The sequence below is a fragment of the Pseudomonas fontis genome, from assembly GCF_028656955.1.
GTDB lineage: Bacteria > Pseudomonadota > Gammaproteobacteria > Pseudomonadales > Pseudomonadaceae > Aquipseudomonas > Aquipseudomonas fontis.
Genome location: NZ_JAMDGY010000017.1, coordinates 52,043 through 68,685 on the forward strand (window position 1 = coordinate 52,043; position 16,643 = coordinate 68,685).

13 protein-coding genes are annotated in these 16,643 nt (G+C 63.3%); 4 read left to right on the forward strand and 9 right to left on the reverse strand.

All coding sequences use genetic code 11. From position 1 onward, the window contains the following. Window positions 1–16: 16 nt before the first annotated feature. The 4 genes from M5G11_RS06675 to wecB are packed head-to-tail and all read right to left on the reverse strand — an operon-like array spanning window position 17 to window position 7,339. A complete protein-coding gene (locus M5G11_RS06675; RefSeq protein ID WP_273911198.1) occupies window positions 17–865 on the reverse strand; it encodes a DUF4434 family protein in 849 nt (282 codons plus the stop codon). After that, window positions 865–4,017 carry an NfrA family protein gene (locus M5G11_RS06680; RefSeq protein WP_273911199.1) on the reverse strand — a complete coding sequence of 1,051 codons (3,153 nt, stop codon included), beginning with the start codon at window positions 4,015–4,017 and terminating at the stop codon, window positions 865–867. Before M5G11_RS06680 ends, M5G11_RS06675 begins: the two co-directional genes overlap by 1 nt. Continuing rightward, complete coding sequence (gene nfrB, locus M5G11_RS06685) at window positions 4,014–6,188, reverse strand: cyclic di-3',5'-guanylate-activated glycosyltransferase NfrB (RefSeq protein WP_273911200.1); 2,175 nt, start codon at window positions 6,186–6,188, stop codon at window positions 4,014–4,016. The genes M5G11_RS06680 and nfrB overlap by 4 nt, the downstream gene beginning before the upstream one ends. Further along, window positions 6,185–7,339 carry a non-hydrolyzing UDP-N-acetylglucosamine 2-epimerase gene (wecB, locus tag M5G11_RS06690; protein WP_273911201.1) on the reverse strand — a complete coding sequence of 385 codons (1,155 nt, stop codon included), beginning with the start codon at window positions 7,337–7,339 and terminating at the stop codon, window positions 6,185–6,187. Before wecB ends, nfrB begins: the two co-directional genes overlap by 4 nt. A 268-nt stretch (window positions 7,340–7,607) precedes the next feature. Here wecB and M5G11_RS06695 point away from each other — a divergent pair, with 268 nt between their 5' ends. Further along, window positions 7,608–9,689, forward strand: coding sequence for a putative bifunctional diguanylate cyclase/phosphodiesterase (locus tag M5G11_RS06695; RefSeq protein WP_273911202.1), 2,082 nt, complete (start codon window positions 7,608–7,610; stop codon window positions 9,687–9,689). A 3-nt stretch (window positions 9,690–9,692) separates the two neighbouring features. Here the strand turns inward: M5G11_RS06695 and M5G11_RS06700 are convergent, their stop codons facing one another. Then, window positions 9,693–9,950: a DUF1652 domain-containing protein gene (locus M5G11_RS06700; protein WP_273911203.1), complete on the reverse strand. Its 258-nt coding sequence runs from the start codon at window positions 9,948–9,950 to the stop codon at window positions 9,693–9,695. Between the two features lie 299 nt (window positions 9,951–10,249). Between M5G11_RS06700 and M5G11_RS06705 the strand changes: the two genes are divergently transcribed. Further along, the gene (locus M5G11_RS06705; protein ID WP_273911204.1) at window positions 10,250–11,458 is read left to right on the forward strand and encodes a pyridoxal phosphate-dependent aminotransferase; all 1,209 of its coding nucleotides are present in this window, start codon (window positions 10,250–10,252) and stop codon (window positions 11,456–11,458) included. Here the strand turns inward: M5G11_RS06705 and M5G11_RS06710 are convergent. From M5G11_RS06710 to M5G11_RS06720, 3 genes are all read right to left on the reverse strand, one after another. Continuing rightward, on the reverse strand, window positions 11,445–12,062 hold the full coding sequence (locus M5G11_RS06710; RefSeq protein WP_273911205.1) for a hypothetical protein: 618 nt from the start codon (window positions 12,060–12,062) through the stop codon (window positions 11,445–11,447). The two genes, M5G11_RS06705 and M5G11_RS06710, sit on opposite strands and share 14 nt — an antisense overlap. 82 nt (window positions 12,063–12,144) lie before the next feature. Beyond that, entirely contained in the window at window positions 12,145–12,792 is a 648-nt protein-coding gene (locus tag M5G11_RS06715) for a DUF1345 domain-containing protein (RefSeq protein WP_273911206.1), read from the reverse strand. 64 nt (window positions 12,793–12,856) lie between these two features. Beyond that, on the reverse strand, window positions 12,857–13,417 hold the full coding sequence (locus M5G11_RS06720; RefSeq protein ID WP_273911207.1) for a protein-tyrosine phosphatase family protein: 561 nt from the start codon (window positions 13,415–13,417) through the stop codon (window positions 12,857–12,859). A 155-nt stretch (window positions 13,418–13,572) separates the two neighbouring features. Between M5G11_RS06720 and M5G11_RS06725 the strand changes: the two genes are divergently transcribed. Then, window positions 13,573–14,247, forward strand: a complete 675-nt coding sequence (locus M5G11_RS06725; RefSeq protein ID WP_273911208.1) for a DUF3313 domain-containing protein — start codon at window positions 13,573–13,575, stop codon at window positions 14,245–14,247. 313 nt (window positions 14,248–14,560) lie between these two features. Beyond that, window positions 14,561–15,406, forward strand: coding sequence for a site-specific integrase (locus tag M5G11_RS06730; protein ID WP_420793817.1), 846 nt, complete (start codon window positions 14,561–14,563; stop codon window positions 15,404–15,406). On the opposite strand, the gene M5G11_RS06735 is transcribed toward M5G11_RS06730, so the two are convergent. After that, the gene (locus M5G11_RS06735) at window positions 15,403–16,590 is read right to left on the reverse strand and encodes a type II secretion system F family protein (RefSeq protein ID WP_273911210.1); all 1,188 of its coding nucleotides are present in this window, start codon (window positions 16,588–16,590) and stop codon (window positions 15,403–15,405) included. The genes M5G11_RS06730 and M5G11_RS06735 overlap by 4 nt on opposite strands. Between the last annotated feature and the right edge of the window lie 53 nt (window positions 16,591–16,643).

Here is a 16,643-nt window from a genome sequence, read left to right on the forward strand (position 1 = left end):
TGCACAAATACGGGGGTTACGGTGCACCGGGCGCACTCAGCAGCGCCGTTGCCCAGGGTCGATAACGCAGCTCGAACACCGCGTTGGGGTGGCAGGCCAGCGCCTGCCCGGGTGCCATCGGTTCAGCCCGGAACGGCTGGCCCTCGGCGCTGACCTGCTTGAAAGCTTCATGAATGATGCCGATCCGGCAGGGCAGGGCTGCGGCGTACTGCTGGCGCACCAGGGGCGCCAACTTGCCGGTGCCGGCACCGTCCTGCCACCACACCTGGAGATTCAGCCCGGCCAGTTGCTCCAGCCACTGCGCATTGATTGCTGGGGCCAGTTTGCCGGCGCTGAAGGCACTCAGGTGCAAGGGTGCATCAAGCTGGCGATTGAACGCCTGCAACTGGCGCAACAGGATTTCGCGGCGGTCCGCTGCCTGAAAATGCAGGTCATCCAGCTCCAGTGGCAGGTACCAGCCGGCCACCGGTAATTGCCAGTCCTTGCGCAGCAGCCGTTGCTGGGCAATCGAGCGCCCCAACTGGGCCTGCCAGTAGCTGGCCAGCCCTGCGGTGTCCATTTCGCTGATGCGCTGGTAATAAGCGCTGTCCATGTGCAGGCCCAGCACCAGTTGCAAACCCTGCGCATGGGCCTGCTTCAGGCTTTTCGCCAGCCAGCCCTGGGGCCCGCCGAAGGTGTCGTCACGGTAGGCGGTCCATTGCACGATCAGGGTCTTGCCGCCCTGGTCGACGCTGGCCTTCCAGATTTGTCGCCATTGCGCGTCGCTCAGCCGGGCATCGCGGTTGAGCGGTTGATAGAACAGCTGCTGGTCGGCGACTGCGGGCAGGCACAGGGCGAACAGCAACAGGGCCAGTAATCTGCGCATCAGAAGGTCAACTCCACACCCAGAAGCACGCCATTGGCGCTTTCATAGAGATTGCCGCCCAGCGACTGCTGGTACTCGGTACGTACTTTCAGTGAGCCGCGATAGGCGTTGTAGCGGTCAGCGTCGAACCACCATTGCCAGCGCAGGCCGACACCGGTGCGCAGGTCCTGGCGCCAGTCGTTGCTCGGGTCCTGGCTGGAGAACTCGAGGAAGCCGTACGGCATCACGGTTTGCGGCGAATCGGTATTGAGCTTCCAGGTATGCCCCTGCTGGAAGCGTGACAGCCACTGGTGATCGCCGGCGCGGGTCCACCAGGCGGCGTCCAGGTAAAGGAAGCGCTCGTCCCATTGGTCTTCATCGACGCGCCAGTCGTTGCGGTAAGCACCCTGGTCGAGGAACGAGGCGGTGGCGCGCAGGAGAAAGTCGTTGCTGCTTTCGGCATTGCCGCGCAAGTCGCCCCAGTTGCCGCCGACCTTGCTCGGGCTGAGCAGTTGCCCAAGGCTCAGGCCGTCATATTTGTCGTCGTAGATCTGCCGCTGGTGATACAGCTCGGCGTACAGGTTCAGGTTGGCCTGGCCCAGTGGTTTCCAGCGCAGGCCGACACCAGTGCCCATGCTCTGGGCATAGTCGCTGCGGCCGATGCCGCCAAACAGCACGCGGCCATATACCGACAGGGTGCTGCCGTTGCGGCTGGGCTCCTCGCCCAGGGCATGGTCCCACATGGCCAGTTGCACGTTCTGCGACTGGGCGCGGCGGTTTACACCGCTGCCTTCGTTGCGGAAGTTGTCGTTGGTCGAGATACCGGCCGGCGACCAGGTGCTGGCCAGGGTGACGGTGTCGCGGCGCGACAAGGCTTCATGGGCCCGACGCTGACGGTATTTGCGCGCTTCGAGGCTGGCGTATTCGTCGTCGCCATCGACCAGGTCCTGCTCCACGTCGATTACCCGGCGCAGCTCCTTGCGCGCCGCCGCGCTGTCTTGCACTTCGTCATAGCGCCAGGCCAGGGTTTCGCCGATGCGGTAATCCTCGGGGAAGTCGCGGGTGGCCTGTTGCAGGTAGGGGATCGACTGGCTTCGCTGTGCTTCGTCCCTGGAACCCGCCAGGCGCATGCCGTAGTCGGCGCGGTAGCGCGGCTGTTTGGGTGCCAGGCGCACGGCTTCAGCCAGCCAGCTCAGGCTCAGGGCTTCGTCGCCATTCTGCTGGGCCGTCACCGATGCGGCGTAATAGTGGTCGGCGCGTGGCTGGTGTTGCAGTGCCTGGCGCTGACGCTCCAATGCCAGGGTCAGGTCGCCCTGGCGTTGGGCGATTGCGGCGCCCAATGCCCATTCATCCGCCCCGGCATGGGGGGCTTTGCGCCAGTAGGCTTCGGCGGCCGTCGGGTCATTGGCATTCAGCGCGCTGCGGGCGGCGGTGAGGCGGGCGTTGGCGGACCATTCAGCGTCACCCAGGCTGTTCCAGATGCGCAGCGCGCCTGACGAGTCGCCAGCAGCTTCCAGTGCGTAGGCCAGCGGCAGGCGGCTGCCGCGATCACCCATACGCTCGGCGGCCTGGTAATACACCACGGCTGCACCGGGGCGCTCGGGCATGGCGCAGCGGCCCAATGCACGCAACTGGCCGATCTCGGTCGGGCTGGCTGGAGTTGCCGCGCGAACGCTGTCGCACTGGCCGTTTTCTGCCAGGCGTGCCAGCAGCAGGGCGCGGTTGGCAGGGTCGACACGCGCCACCAGCGAGCTCATGCGGCGTACATCCAGTGGTGCATCGGCCGGGGCATACAACCCCGCAAGGCGTTGCAGCAGCGGGGCGGGTAGGCGACCTTGATGACGGTCATAGGCCTGCTCAAGCAACTGGCGGGCGTGTTGCTGCTGACCTGCCTTGAGCTGCAGATAAGTAGCCTGGTCCAGCGCGGCTAGGCTGCCGTTCTGCCGGTACAGGCGCTCCCAGACTTCGCTGGCCTGGCCCTGACGCCCGGCTTTTTGCAGCAATTCGGCACGACGCTGGAGAATCGCCGGCGTCTGCGGCTGACGATCCAGCCAGGCCATGACTTCAGCGGTACGGCCCTCGGCTTGCCAGGTGTCCAGCAATTGCGCCTGGCGCTGGCTGTCCCAGGGTTCTGGCAGGCGCTGGCTTTGCAGCAGGTCGGTGGCTTGCAGGCGCTGGGCGAGCACCAGCCAGGTTTTCGGGTCGTCTTCGGCGCGGCACTGGTGCAGTTGTTCCAGCGCTGCCTGCGGATCATGGCGCGACAGCCACTCGGTGGTTTCCAGGCAGGGGCGGTTCAGCTCGCCACTGAGCCGGCGGACCATGCTGCTGTCATCGCTTTGCCGTGCCAGTTCCCACAGTTGCTGGCGGGTTTGTGGTTGTTTCAGATCGTCCTCGGGCAACGCCTGCAGCCAACGTCGCGCCTGCTGCACATGGCCCACGGCAATCGCCCGGTCGGCCATGGCCAGGCGGGCGTTGCGCGCGGCCTCGGCGGACGGTGGATTTTTCAACAGGCCTTGCAAGCCCGCTTCGTCCAGGCGCTGCACGTAGGCATTGGCCAGGCGCTGCCAGCCTTCGGCGGGCAGTTGGCCTTTGGCTGCCAGGGGCGCCAGTTGTTCGATGGTTTCGTTCCAGTTGCGCAGTTGCTCGGCCCAGTTCGCCCGTGCCAGGCGCAACACGCTGTCGTCGCCGTGCGGGTGAAGCTGGTTGAGCCAGTCCAACGCGCGCGCGGCGCCGCCGAACTTGGCCAGGCTCAGGCTGTACGCCTGCCACAGGCGCACGCGCTGGTTGAGGTCGCTGTTCGCCATCCAGTTCTCGACCTGGGTGCTGGAGGGTGGGTCCTGCTCGATCCAGGTCAGGCGCAGTTGCAGCAGCGCGTCGTTCTGTTCATTGCCCTGTTGCGGGCCGGCCAGTTGTTCGGCGTCCTTGTACTTGCGCTGATGCGCCAGGGCCTGCACCAGCAGGGCGCGGGCCTCGTCGTTGTTCGGCACCCGTTCGAGCAGGTGACGGGTCAGGCGTTCGACTTCCTTCCAGTTGTTGTTTTTGGCTTCGCGGTAGCTGCGGTCCATGTGCGGGTAGCTGCGAAAGCGCTCGAAATCGGTCAGCGGCGCAGCCAAGCCATGGCAGGCATACAGCGCCAACAACAGGCCGGTGGCCAGGGGCGCGCGTAGTTTCATGCCACCTCCCGGACGATCTCGAAGGCCGCCTGTTGCTCGGCGTGTTGGTCGGCGAGGGCACCTTGCAGCACCTCTTCGGTAATGATGCCGCGGGCGATCAGGTGTTCGCCCAGCGACATGCTGTCGGCGTCGAAATCGATCAGCGCCTGGTTGAACAGGGTGGTCGGGACCATGCCGCGTGCCTGCAACAGGTTGCCGAGCAACACCTGGTGGTGGCTGACCCGCTCAATCAACCCTTCATCGTCCTGATGCGCGGCAAGCACCTGCAACATCTGCCGGGTGTCCTCCTTTTGCCAGGGGCTGGGGTAGTGGTAACGCAGGCCAAGGGTCACCCGGCCCTGAGGGGCGAGGCGGCTGCGTACCGGGCGCTTGAGCTGGCGGCTGATGACCCCCAGGGAAACTTGGCTGACCGGGCCTTCACTGGCCAGCACCAGGGTGTCGCCGTCTTCGGCCACCGGCAGCACGCCATAGTGCACGGCCAGGCGGCGGGGGATTTGGCTGACCAGTTGCGGGTCGAGCTTGAACGGGTTCAGTGGCGCCCACTCCAGGTCCAGTTGTTCGGCCAGGGCCTCGACCAGCTGTTCGCTGTTGATCAGGCCACGCAGCAGCAGTTCGCGGCCCAGGCGCCGACGCACCGGGGCGGTAATGGCGCTTTGCAGTTGTTCGTCGGAAATCAGGCCCTTGGCGACCAGGCGCTGGCCGAGCGGCGAGCGCGCTGGGGTGGTGAGGGCAGGGAACTCGTGGGTGGTCTTGTCCCAGGCCACGCGGCGCGAGTCGCCCATCTCCATCACCTGGCGCAGCGCACGCAGGTTGGCGAAGAAGTTGACGAAGTTGCTCCACATCATCCGTGGCGCCGACAGCAGGCCCTCGAAAATGCCGTAGTAGCGGGTGACGAAGAAGCCGCGCTGGAACAACCGATTGAGCAGCAGGAAGCCATTGAGCCAGAGCAGGGTGCTGAGCAGCACGCTGTCGGAGAGGATCGACTGGAAGCGCCAGGCCTCGGGCGCCAGCTGGGTCACCAGCCACATGGCGATCAGCACCAGGAACAGCAGGTTGACCAGGAAACTCAGCAGGTAGGCGAACAACCCGCGCCGGTCGCGCCAGAGGAAGTAGTTGAGCGCCCCGGTGCGGCTCCAGCCCAGGTTGGTGGTGCCCTGGAAGACGATGCCGACGATCCAGCGGGATTTTTGCCGGATGGCGTGCTGCCAGTCGCGGGGGAAGTGCTCGCGCACGCAGATCACCTGGGCAAACTCGCGGCTCATGCCAAGCCGCCAGTCGCGTTTGAGTGCCAGGTTCGGGTCGCTGATGGAGTAGCGGGCGAAGATGCACTTCATGCCTTTCTGTTTCAGGCGAAAACCGATGTCGTAGTCTTCGGTGAGGCTCTGCACGTCAAAGGCAATGCCATCGCCGTCTTCAAGCAGGGCGCTGATCGCCCGGCGGCTGAAGCAGGTGCCGACCCCGGCACTGGGCACCTGGCCGGTCAGGGCCTCGCGCACGATGACGTCCTTGCCATGGTTTTCGGCGAACTCATCGACATAGTGCCCGGCGGTAAAACCCTTCCACTCCGGGGCGAACGGGTACACCGGGATCTGGATCATGTCCTTGTTCGGCAATAGATAGTTGTACAGCCGCAACTCCATGGGCGAGATGACGTCTTCGGCGTCATGCAGGATGAACCCGGCGAACTCGATCTTGGCATCGGCCTGGAAGCGCAGCAGCGCGTCGATGATGTTGTTCAGGCAGTCGGCCTTGCTGGTGGGGCCGGGGCGGGCGCAGACCACCTTGTGCACATTGGGGTAATGCAGGCAAACGGCATCGACGTCGGCCTGGGTTTGTGGGTCGTTGGGGTAGGTGCCGACGAAGATCTGGTAGTTCTCGTAGTCCAGAGTTGAAGCCGCCAGACGCGCCATTTCGCCGACCACGCCAACCTCGTTCCAGGCCGGGACCATGATCGCCAGGGGTTTTTCCGGGACTTCGTACAGGCGCTTCTCGTCGGCTTTTTCGTATTTGTCGTAGATCCTGAAGCGCCGGATCAGCTTGCGCCCCCAGTACACGATGTCGATGAACAGGTCGTCCAGCCCGAGCAGGAACATCAGGCTGGCCAGGGCAATGGCCAGCAGCTTGAGGGCGAACAGTACGTAGGTGATGAAATCGACTAAACCCAGGCTCATTGCTCAGTCGGCCTGTTGGCGTTTTCCTCGAGCCACAGGCTCAGCCGTTCAGCGATGCGCTCGCTGGCGTGACCGTCTCCATACGGGGTGAAGACCTTGCTCATGCGTTTATAGGTCTCAGGGTCGTCAAGCAGCCGCCGGGTTTCCTGGACGATGCGCTCGGTCTGGGTGCCGACCAGCTTCACCGTGCCGCCTTCGAGCACTGACGGGCGCTCGGTGGTATTGCGCAGCACCAGCAGCGGCTTGCCCAGGGCCGGGGCTTCTTCCTGCACGCCGCCGGAGTCGGTGAGGATCACGTAGGCGCGGTCCATCAGCCAGACGAAGTGCTGGTAGTCCTGCGGTGGCACCAGGAAGATGTTCGAGGTGTGCGACAGGAATGAGTACACCGCCTTCTGTACCTGCGGGTTGAGGTGCACCGGGTAGACGAACTGCACCTCGGGGTAACGCAAGGCCAGTTCCGCCAGGGCCAGGCAGATGCGCTCGAAGCCCGGGCCGAAGTTTTCCCGGCGGTGGCCGGTGATCAGGATCATTCGCTGGTCATCGCGCAGCACCGCCAGCGGCGAGTCGGCGCCCGGCTTCCAGGCGTTGCTGTTGAGGTGCGCGCGCATCCACAGCAGGGCATCGATCACGGTGTTGCCGGTGACTTCGATCTGCTCCAGTTCGACCCCTTCGCGCAGCAGATTGTTGCGGGCTTTTTTCGTGGGCGGGAAGTGCAGGTCGGCGATCACCCCGGTCAGGCGCCGGTTGGCCTCCTCCGGCCAGGGCGATTTCAGGTTGCCGGTACGCAGGCCCGCTTCGACGTGGCCGATGGGGATCTGCCGGTTGAACGCTGCCAACGCGGCAATGAAACTGGTGGTGGTGTCGCCGTGGACCAGGACGATATCGGGTTGCACCCGCGCGTAGGCCTCGTCGATCTGCCCCAACAGCTGTTTGGAGAGGCTGTTGAGCGTCTGGTTCTGGGTCATCACGTTGAGGTCTTCATCGACGCTCAGGCCAAAGTCGGTCAGGACCTGCTGGAGCATCTCGCGGTGCTGGCCGGTGGAGCAGATGTTCAGCTCGATCTGCGGCCATTCACGCAGTACCCGGGCCAGTGGCGCCATCTTGATCGCTTCGGGCCGAGTGCCGAACACCATCATGACTTTGAAAGACATCCGTTCGCTCATGATCCCGTCTCTACTAACGCGTTGAGGGAGTACGCCGCATCCATGTTTCAGACGTTAGATACAAGCAGCAGATAGCCCGCTTGTCCACTTGCGGGGGACAGTTTTTTGACGCCAATCAACCCCTTATCTGCTGGCGTCGTGGCATCAAAAGTCCGCCAAAACGACTGAAACTCCGTGCGTTTAATTAAAGCTTGAGTACAATCATCGGATTTTTCCGGGCCGGGCCTCAGCCCGCCAAGCCGGTTGTGGAAACCTCATGTTGATCGGTAGTTATTCTCCTTCCCTGGTACTGATTTCCTTGTGCGTGGCGATCCTCGCTTCGTATACCGCCCTCGACCTGACCGGCCGGATTGCCACGGCCAAGGGCCGCGCCGTGCATTTCTGGATGGCGGGTGGGGCGCTGGCCATGGGCATCGGCATCTGGTCGATGCACTTCATTGGCATGCTCGCGTTTACCCTGCCGATCCAGCTGGGCTACGACCTGCCGCTGACCGCGCTATCGCTGGTGGTGGCAGTGATGTCCTCGGGCTTTGCCTTGTGGCTGGTCAGCCAGCCGAGCCTGCCGCGGCGCATGCTCGCGCTGGGCGCGCTGATCATGGGGGCGGGCATCAGTTGCATGCACTACATCGGCATGGCGGCCATGCAGATGCAGCCGGGCATCGACTATGACCCGTTGTTGTTTGGCGCCTCGCTGTTGATTGCCGTGGGCGCCTCGGTCGCAGCCTTGTGGATTGCCTTCCGCCTGCGCCGGCACACTCCCTATGTACGGCAGATTCGCGGCGCGGCAGCGATTGTCATGGGTATCGCGATTGTCGGCATGCACTACACCGGCATGGCGGCGGCGAACTTCCCCGATGGCAGTTTCTGCGGCGCACTGGGCTCGGGCTTGAGCGGCAATGGCCTGGATTACCTGGTGCTGATCACCACGATTGCGGTGCTGGCCGTGGCGCTGCTGACCTCGGTACTGGATGCCCGGCTGGAGTCGCGCACGGCGGAACTGGCGTTGTCACTGACCCGCGCCAACCAGGAACTGACCCAACTGGCCCTGCACGACACCCTGACCGGGTTGCCGAACCGTACGCTGCTGGCCGACCGGATCGACCAGGCGATCAGCAAGGTAGCCGAGCAGGGCGGCTATTTTGCGCTGATGTTCATCGATCTGGACGGTTTCAAGCCGGTAAACGATGCCTTTGGCCACCATACCGGCGACCAGTTGCTCAAGGAAGTCGCCCTGCGCCTGCGCGGCCACCTGCACAGCCAGGACACCCTGGCGCGGATCGGCGGCGACGAGTTCGTCCTGCTGGTGGAGTTGGATGAGCCTGACGATGCCATGGGGGTGGCTGCCAAGCAGGTCAACCTGGTGTCCCGGTCGTTCCGCGTGGCGGAGCAGAACCTGCAGATTTCCGCGAGCCTGGGGATTGTCGTATACCCGGGCAATGGCAACGATCAGCTGGAGTTGCTGCGCAACGCGGACGCTGCGATGTACCACGCCAAGAGCGCCGGCAAAAACGGCTACAGCTTCTTCGATGCCTCGATGAACAGCAACGCGCGGCTGCAATTGCAACTGTTGCAAGACCTGCGCATCGCCCTGGAGCAGCATCAGTTCCGCCTGTACTACCAGCCAAAATTCGATGCAATCAATTGCCGTCCGATTGGTGCCGAAGCGCTGTTGCGCTGGGAGCACCCGACAATGGGGCTGCTGTTGCCGGACCGCTTCATCGTGCTGGCCGAGAAGACCGGGCTGATCATCGCGATCGGAGAATGGGTGCTCAATGAAGCCTGCCGGCAGATGCGCATCTGGATCGACCAGGGTTACAGCGACTGGCGTATCGCGGTGAACCTGTCGGCGTTGCAGTTCTGCCATATCGGCCTGGTCGACAGTGTGGCTGCCGCGTTGCAACGCCATGGTCTGCCCGCCAACAGCCTGACCCTGGAAATCACTGAAACCACCGCCATGAGCGATGCCGACGCCAGCATGGAAGTGCTGCAACGCTTGTCGGAGATGGGCGTGGACCTGTCCATCGACGATTTCGGCACTGGCTACTCAAGCCTGATGTACCTCAAGCGCCTGCCGGCCAACGAGCTGAAGATCGACCGAGGTTTTGTGCGCGACCTGGAACAGGACAGCGACGATGCCGCGATTGTCTCGGCGATTGTCGCGCTGGGCCAGGCACTGGGGCTGCGGATTGTCGCCGAAGGGGTGGAAACCAACCTGCAACAGGATTTCCTGACCCGCCTGGGGTGCGATTCGTTGCAGGGCTATCTGCTGGGTCAGCCGCAACCGGCTGACCGCTTCCTGGTCGAACTCGAGAAAAATCGGGTGGTCGAGGGGACCTGAAACTCAGGCCGAGCGCAGGGCGCAGGAGGGCTGGAAGGTTTCGAGTTCGTCTTCCACGGCCTCGATGATGCGTTCGACATCGGCGGCGGCCATGACCGTGGCGCAGGGGATACCGGCAATGGCCAGCAGGGTTTCGCCGGTGCTGCGGTCGAACAGCCGCGCGACCATGCTGCGTGGGGCATCCATGCTGGCTTCGAAGCCCAGCGGATGGAAGTGCCAGCGCATCATCTGGCAGGCGTTGGGAAAGGTGAGTTTGTTCATGCTGGCCTCCTTGTACGGCTGAACCCCTGGCCTGGACCCTGGCCTGTCGCCCACGCCTCCAATGGCCGGGCAGGACCCTAAACATAGCAGGCCTGACATGACTGTTTGGGAACTATTCCCGGTCATTTTCCCGCCTTATGACCCACGTCACACACTGGCGCATGACCGTCCGGCGTACGCAAACGTTTGAGCCGCAGATTTCACCGGGGCCGGCGGGACGTTCTGCTATTTTTACCGACAGTCGGCTGGGATGCCCGCGTTGGCCTTTCTGACCAACGGCTCAGTCAAGGAGACACCCCATGCGTTATTCGGCCCTGACTCAACGCATTGCCGGCGACGGCGCAACCGCCTGGAGCATTCACTACCGGGCCGTTGAACTGCAACGACAGGGCCGCGACATCCTGCTGCTGACCATTGGCGACCCCGACTTCGATACCCCCAGGCCGATCGTGCAAGCGGCCATCGACAGCCTGCTCAACGGCGATACCCACTATTCGGATGTACAGGGCGATGCTGCGCTGCGCCGGGCGATTGCCCGCCGCCATGCCCGGCAGTGCGGTGTGCCACAAGCCGCACAGGAAGTGGTGGTGATGGCCGGAGCCCAGTGCGCGCTGTATGCCGTGGCCCAATGCCTGTTCAACCCGGGTGACGAGGTGATTGTCGCCGAACCGATGTACGTGACCTATGAAGCGGTTTTCGGCGCCTGTGGCGCCACCGTCGTGCCGTTGGCGGCAACCCCGGAGAACGGCTTCAAGGTCGACCCGCGGCATGTCCAGGCGCTGATCACCCCACGTACCCGGGCGATCCTCATCAATAGCCCGAACAACCCTTCTGGTGCCAGCCTGCCGCGCGCGACCTGGGAGCGCCTGGCGCAACTGTGCGTACAGCATGACTTGTGGCTGGTGTCGGACGAGGTCTACAGCGACCTGTTGTACGAGGGCGAGCACACCCATCCGGCCGGGTTGCCGGGCATGCTTGAGCGTTGCGTGACCATCAACAGCCTGTCCAAGTCCCACGCCATGTCGGGCTGGCGGGTGGGCTGGGTGATTGGCCCGGCCCATCTTGCCGAGCACTTGAGCAACCTCGCGCTGTGCATGCTCTACGGGCTGCCGGACTTTATCCAGCATGCGGCGCGGGTGGCACTGGAGCAGGATTTGCCGGAGCTTGAGCAGATGCGCCAGACCTACCGCGAGCGGCGCGACCGGGTGTGCGCCTGCCTTGAAGGCTGCCCGGGGATTGCCGTGCACAAGCCTGATGGCGGCATGTTCGTGATGATCGATATTCGCCAGACCGGCGTTGGCGCCCAGGCATTTGCCGAACGCCTGCTGGCGGAGCATGGGGTGGCGGTACTCGCCGGGGATGCCTTCGGGCCCAGCGCCAAGGGGCATCTGCGCCTTGGCCTGGTGGTCGACAGCGCGCGCCTGGAGCGCGCCTGCCGGGGCATCGCGCAGTGTGCCGCGCAGGTGCTGGAGGGGCAGCCGCAGGCCGTAGCGGTCAGCAGTAGGTGATGTCCTTGAGGAAGAACGGTACCGATTTGACAGTGCTGTCTGTGCCTGCCGCGACTTGCAGGTAACTTGAACCCGGTGCGATACCCACCCTGGCGTGCCCATCTGTTTTGCACCAGTCAAAACGGGTCAGGGTGGTGGCAAGCAGGTTGACGGCGTCTTTATCCAGGTGCGCGGTAGGGTCGGATGCCTGGGAATAATACTCCTGCAGCAGTTCGCTCGCGCTGAGGAGCATTGTGCATTCCTTGATGGACCAGAACATGGCGATGTCGGCAAGCCTGATGTGCTTGCCAATGGGCAGCAATCGACTTGGGACGTTGTAAAGTCCCAGGTATTCAGTGTCCATGCTGGTTCTCAGGCCTAAGCGGTCATAAGGGCCACCAGGTTTGATGGAAGTAATGCTGAACTGGTCGTAGTGGTATTTGCTCGTCTGGTAGGTGAAGGCGAACGTATCACCTCGGTGCAATCCACCTTCGCGCTGGTTTTCAATACCCAGCCAGCCGCCGGACATGGGTGAGCAGTCTATGTCTGGGCTGATCACCACAGGCTGCAGGGTGTTGTTGACGAAGGCATAGATACTGGCGGTAAAGCTTGCGGGGTTGGGCATGGTCGGACCTCCTGTCCGGTGAGATGACCGGGCCCAGACTAGCGATCCTGTTGTGCCAATGGCGTTCAGAACCCTTTCCCGATCAGCTCAACAGGCCAGCCGCAATGTTGATGGTGAAGCCCAGGATCGCCGTATTGAACACAAAGCAGATCAACGATTGCGCCAGCACCACCTTGCGCAGCCCGCGCCCGGCCACGCCAATATCCGAGGTTTGCACGGCAACGCTCAGGGTGAACGAGAAGTAGTGGAAGTCCCAGTAATCCGGGTTGCATTCGCCTTCGGGGAAGCGCAGCAGCGGCTCCTTGGCGCCGTCGTTGTAGAACAGCCGGGCGTAATGCAGGCTGAACACCACGCCAATCACGAGCCAGGAGCCGGCGATGGTCACGGCGGTAAAGGCGTAGTGCAGTGCCCGCACGGAGGGCGCCAGGCCCTGGCTGCCGACCAGTTGCAGGGTCACGGCAGCCAGGCTGGCGATGGCCGCGATACTCACGGTAACCAGCACCAGCCCGGCGTTTTCATCTTCGATGCAGGCCACCTTGCGCACCCGTTCGGGGCTTGCGCGCAAGGTAAGCCAGAGCACCAGCAGCAGGTAGAGCCAGACCCCGACGTTCCAGCCGACCAGGATGCGTTGCACGAGGTCGTCGGTGGGGGCGAGTGCGCCGCTCAGGCAGCCGAGCAGGATGGCTGCACTCAGGCGCGGATGGGTATGGGTGAGTTTGTGAAAAGCCATGGTGCCTCACGTCGGAGTATGGCCTTGCAACTCTAGCCTACCTGGCTGCTGCTGTCGGGCATGATCACAGCTCGCCTTCGATATCGATGAACAGCCTCGGCTCGCTGCCTTCAGTGGTACTCAGGTAGGGCTCGTCCGCCATCAGCTTGATGCTTCGGCCCTGGTCGCAATGCATGAGCACGGGGATCAGGCACTCTTTCAGGCACTCTTTCAGGCGCTCTTCCTCGGGGTCGTTGCCGAACACCTCGGACCAGCGGGTTTGCTTGAGCAAGGCCTTGGCGTCGGGGAGGTTGCGGGAGTCTGGCAGGACATGCCAGAGCTGGTCGTTCGTCGACACTTTGTACAGCCCGAGATAGCCATTGCGACTGATTTCCAGCTGGCCCCCATCGTGTGCGTTGTTGGGGATCTGCGCCGTGACCGAATAGCGCGGGTGGCCATCCTTGGTGTCTCGATAGTTGAAGCGAAACGCTATGCCGTCATGATTCAGGGTCAGCCATCCATCCGTGTACTGGCTCTGAAGTTCATTCATCGGCACGCTCATGGAAACCAGTTGATAGCCGCCGGGAGTGAGGGAATAGAGTTTGCCGGTAAAACTGCGTGCTTCGGGTAGCGTTGGGGTTGGCATTGCGCACCTCCTGTGCGTAGTGAATTGCGCTGCCACCGTAGGCGCGAGCAAAGCGTCAATGAAGCCAGAATCGTTTCCTGTTGACGGTATGTTGGCTGGCTGGGCAACTGTGGCCTATACCTACAGGGCCCTTTTCTGCGCCATGGAGTGTCAGCATGAAGCATGCATTGATCGTCGGTACCTTGTGTCTCGCCGGGCTTGGTTTGGCGGGCTGCTCAAGCAGCACCGTCAAGCCTGAGGAGTATTCCGGGTTTCTGCACGACTACAGCCAATTGAAGGAAGACAAGTCGCCGTCGGGTGCGACGGTGATGCGCTGGATCGACCCGAAGCTTGATCTGGCCCGTTACTCCAGCGTGTATGTCGAGCCGAGCCAGTTCTACCCCAAGCCGCAGCCGACCGACAAAATCCCGCAAACCACGCTGAATGGCATTACCCGCTACTACGACGCGGCGCTCAAGCGTGAGCTGGGCAAGTCGCTGACCTTGGCCAACGGGCCGGGGCCAGGGGTAATTGTGGTTCGCCCGGCGATCACCGCAGTGAGCAGCAAGACTGAAGGCTTGAAGCCCTATGAGGTGATCCCGATTGCCCTGGTGGCGGCCGCCGTGAGTACCGCGAGCGGGATTCGTGACCAGGAAACCGATATCGCCACCGAGGCGCAGTTCCTTGACGGTGGCAACAACAAGGTGTTGGCGCAGGTGGTGCGCAAGGGCAGCGGCAAGCCGCTGGAAAACGACAGCCAGGTGATGACTGCCGATGATGTGAAGGCCGTACTCGACGGCTGGGCGGTGGACTTGCATCAGTCGTACCTGAAGCTCAAGGCGCACAAGTAAGCAAACTCCGTGTAGGGCCGGCTCTACACGGAGGTGTCCACACGCTCTGTGGGAGCTGGCCTTGCCAGCGATGGGGCCAGCACTAGCAGCCAAAACCTGTGATTGTTTCGTAATCAATCGCTGGCAAGGCCAGCTCCCACAGAAATTGCGGCAAGGCAGTTGTTCCCACAGAGATCGCTGACCGCATCCCATAGATGTTTGAGGTACCATCACGCCCCCCTGTCCGTCGCAAGGATTCCCCGTTTTGCCCGGTTCACTGCAAAACCCGCTGCTCCAGTACCTGGCCCGCTTGGCGCCCTCCAGCCAGTTGACCATGAAGTACGTCCTCCAGGATGCCGCCGACCGCCTCGGTTTCGAAGACGCCGATATAGCCGACATCCCCTGGCACCTGCTTGAGCCCGGGTACATCACCTCGCTGGTGGCTGCATTGCGCGCCGATGGCTACGCACCGAACACCAGTTCGCTGTATGTAAACGCAATTCGCGGGGTGATGAACGAGGCCTGGCGCCTGGGCCTGATCAGCCAGGACCAACTGATGCGGATCCGCTCGGTCAAGCCGGGGCAGGGCACGCGCTTGCCCAGCGGGCGCAACCTCAAGCGCACACTGATTCGCGAACTGATGGCGGTGTGTGCTGCCGACCCGCGGCCGCAAGGCCTGCGCGATGCGGCGGTGATCGCCTTGTTGTACGGGACCGGCATGCGCAAGTCCGAATCGGTCAACCTGGACCTGGCGCAGATCGACTTTGCCGAGCGCAGCCTGCACGTGCTCGGCAAGGGCAACAAGCAGCTGATCAAGTACGCGCCGACCTGGGCGTTCGACACGCTCAATGCCTGGCTGGCGTTTCGGCGTGCGCAGTTGCCCGAGGGGCAGGGCGATGACAGCTTCCTGTTCAACCGCATCCGTCGTGGCAGCCACATCACCCGCGAGCGGATCACCAAGCATGCGATCTACTACATTGCCCGCCAGCGTGGGCAGCAGGTGGGGGTGAAGATCATGCCGCATGATTTTCGCCGCTCGTTCATCACCCGGGTGATCGAGGAGCATGACCTGTCGATTGCCCAGAAGTTGGCGCACCACAGCAACATCCAGACCACCGCCAACTACGACATGCGTGATGACAATGAGCGGCGGCGGGCGGTGGATCGGTTTGATTGCTAGTGAATGCTTGATGCCAACTCAAAGATCGGCATGTACATCAAGATCACGATCACCCCGATCAGCAGGCCGATAAAGGTCATCAGCAGCGGCTCGAACAGGCGCACGAACCACTCGATCCAGCGTCCGATTTCTTCGTCATAGAAGTCGGCGCTGCGCTCCATCATCTGCCCGACATTGCCCGATTGCTCGCCCGCGCGCAGCAGGCGCAGGGACACCGGGGTGACCAACCCACCCGCCTGCAGGGCAGCCGACAACGACAAGCCTTCGCGCACCCGCTCACAGGCCTGGTCCAGCCGTTCGGCCGCCGCCGTGGTCAACAGGCCGCGGGCCATGGCCATCGCGGTCAGGATCGGAATGCCGCCTTGCAGCAAAATCCCCAGTGACCGGTAGAAGCGCGCCAGCTCATACATCACCAGGCGTCGATGCAGGGCCGGCAGGCGCTCCAACTGCCGGCTGATCCAGCGGCGTACGGCGGGCTGGCGTTGCAGCACGGTCATCGCCACCAGGCTGGCGACGCTGGCGCTCATCAATTCGAACTGGTGTGCATGCAGGAACAGGCCGGCATTCATCAACACCTGCGACAGCCACGGCAGGTTGCTGCCCAGGCCGTCGAACACCAGGCTGAAGCGCGGCACCACATAGCCCAGCAAGAACAATACGACGCCGCCACCGACCAGCAACAACAGCAGCGGGTAGATCGAGGCGCTGACGATCTTTTGCCGCACTTCATCCATGCGCTGGCGGTAGGCAACGTAGCGGCCCAGGGCCTCGGCGAGGGCGCCGGTTTTCTCGCTGGACTGCACCAGGGCCACGTAAAGCGTGGGGAACACTGCCGGCAATTGCCCCAGCGCCTGGGAGAACGACTTGCCCTCGTAGAGCAGGCGCACCAGTTGGTCGAGGGTCTTGCGCGCCTGGGGCGCGGTTTCTTTCTCGGCCAGGCTCTGCAAGGCGTCGATCAGCGGCAGGCCGGCATTGAGCAGGGTGGTGAGTTCCTGGCTGAACAGCACCAGGTCGAAGTGCTCGCGGCGCCGCCAGCGCAGTTGGCCGAAGCGCCGCGCACTGCGCAGGCTGACCACGCGCAGGCCTTGTTGCTCGGCCAGTTCGCGGGCCTGGGCAGGGTCCTGGGCTTCCAGCTCAAGGGCAACGATGCCGGACTTGCCGAGGGCTTTGAGTTGATAGCGCATGGGCTGGCTCCATTGATGAAATGCCCCACAGGTGGTCAGTGGCCAATGCCGGG

What these genes read in the sequence shown, in the direction of transcription:
- M5G11_RS06675 (WP_273911198.1), bottom strand. Translation starts at nt 865, where the DNA reads ATGCGCAGATTACTGGCCCTGTTGCTGTTCGCCCTGTGCCTGCCCGCA.
- M5G11_RS06680 (WP_273911199.1), bottom strand. Translation starts at nt 4,017, where the DNA reads ATGAAACTACGCGCGCCCCTGGCCACCGGCCTGTTGTTGGCGCTGTAT.
- nfrB (WP_273911200.1), bottom strand. Translation starts at nt 6,188, where the DNA reads ATGAGCCTGGGTTTAGTCGATTTCATCACCTACGTACTGTTCGCCCTC.
- wecB (WP_273911201.1), bottom strand. Translation starts at nt 7,339, where the DNA reads ATGTCTTTCAAAGTCATGATGGTGTTCGGCACTCGGCCCGAAGCGATC.
- M5G11_RS06695 (WP_273911202.1), top strand. Translation starts at nt 7,608, where the DNA reads ATGTTGATCGGTAGTTATTCTCCTTCCCTGGTACTGATTTCCTTGTGC.
- M5G11_RS06700 (WP_273911203.1), bottom strand. Translation starts at nt 9,950, where the DNA reads ATGAACAAACTCACCTTTCCCAACGCCTGCCAGATGATGCGCTGGCAC.
- M5G11_RS06705 (WP_273911204.1), top strand. Translation starts at nt 10,250, where the DNA reads ATGCGTTATTCGGCCCTGACTCAACGCATTGCCGGCGACGGCGCAACC.
- M5G11_RS06710 (WP_273911205.1), bottom strand. Translation starts at nt 12,062, where the DNA reads ATGCCCAACCCCGCAAGCTTTACCGCCAGTATCTATGCCTTCGTCAAC.
- M5G11_RS06715 (WP_273911206.1), bottom strand. Translation starts at nt 12,792, where the DNA reads ATGGCTTTTCACAAACTCACCCATACCCATCCGCGCCTGAGTGCAGCC.
- M5G11_RS06720 (WP_273911207.1), bottom strand. Translation starts at nt 13,417, where the DNA reads ATGCCAACCCCAACGCTACCCGAAGCACGCAGTTTTACCGGCAAACTC.
- M5G11_RS06725 (WP_273911208.1), top strand. Translation starts at nt 13,573, where the DNA reads ATGAAGCATGCATTGATCGTCGGTACCTTGTGTCTCGCCGGGCTTGGT.
- M5G11_RS06730 (WP_420793817.1), top strand. Translation starts at nt 14,561, where the DNA reads ATGAAGTACGTCCTCCAGGATGCCGCCGACCGCCTCGGTTTCGAAGAC.
- M5G11_RS06735 (WP_273911210.1), bottom strand. Translation starts at nt 16,590, where the DNA reads ATGCGCTATCAACTCAAAGCCCTCGGCAAGTCCGGCATCGTTGCCCTT.